Raw genomic sequence first — 835 nt, 5'->3', positions numbered from 1 at the left:
GAGTGCTGGGCCAGATAGCGATACGACCATTCAGCTTCCGTCTGGCGACAGCCCAGCGCGTCCACCATCGCGTCGAACCGAACCGGATTCCCGATGTCTTTCGTGAATCGAATAGTACGGCCCTCGTAGAGCTCGTTTCGCTCGACGTCGGCCGTTTTCTCGTAGCCGCGGGCGGTGAGAAGGTCGGTGTAGTCGTCGACCGCTTGTGCCGGAATGACGACGTCGACGTCCGTGGTGAAGCGCTGATTGAACGCCGCGATCGCCCACCCACCGACGAGCACGTACGGCAGGTCAGCGTCAATGACTGTCTCCAGGGTGTCCAGCAGCTCGTCTTCGCGTTCGCCGAGGCTCATGCATTGAGACGCGGATCCTCGTGGGACGCGTCGATATCACGGTCGTACTCGTCGGCGATCATCTCCAACGCTGGCTCGTAGTTCACCCGGTACTCCAACATGTGCTCGATTGTCTCGTCCAACGGAATGACCGGATTGCCGTCGACCCACTCGCGAGTGATCTCCCCACTCGTCGGGAACAACACGTACGAGACGGTCGCGTCGTAGTCGCTCGCATCCGGCCGCTCTTCAATCCGGCTCGGAATCCCGAACTCATCAAAGAACGCCGTCCACTGTTCGACGTCCTGATCGGCGACCTGGATGAAGATCGGATAGTCGTCGTGGCCGCGGGCGATCTGATAGCCGCCGTGGGTCCAGACGTAGACGCCGTCGATTTTCGTGTACGCAAAGGGCATCCCGGCGAAGTGCGGAATGACGTAGCCGTCGTCGATCGAGGGGGGAACAGCGCGAGAGATGGCCGCGACGAGATCGTAGTAGCGATC

At 61.1% G+C, this 835-nt stretch carries 2 protein-coding genes; both read right to left on the bottom strand.

The annotated features are described in order from the left end of the window. On the bottom strand, positions 1 to 353 hold a 353-nt coding region (locus ACQUQ1_RS22520; RefSeq protein WP_435066401.1), incomplete at its 3' end, for a nucleotidyltransferase domain-containing protein. Next, on the bottom strand, positions 350 to 835 hold a 486-nt coding region (locus ACQUQ1_RS22515; RefSeq protein ID WP_435066400.1), incomplete at its 5' end, for a helix-turn-helix domain-containing protein. The genes ACQUQ1_RS22520 and ACQUQ1_RS22515, both read right to left, overlap by 4 nt.

This window comes from Halobaculum sp. EA56 (assembly GCF_051195075.1).
In the GTDB taxonomy this organism is placed as follows: Archaea; Halobacteriota; Halobacteria; order Halobacteriales; family Haloferacaceae; genus Halobaculum.
This window is presented reverse-complemented; position numbering and strand designations above follow the sequence as displayed.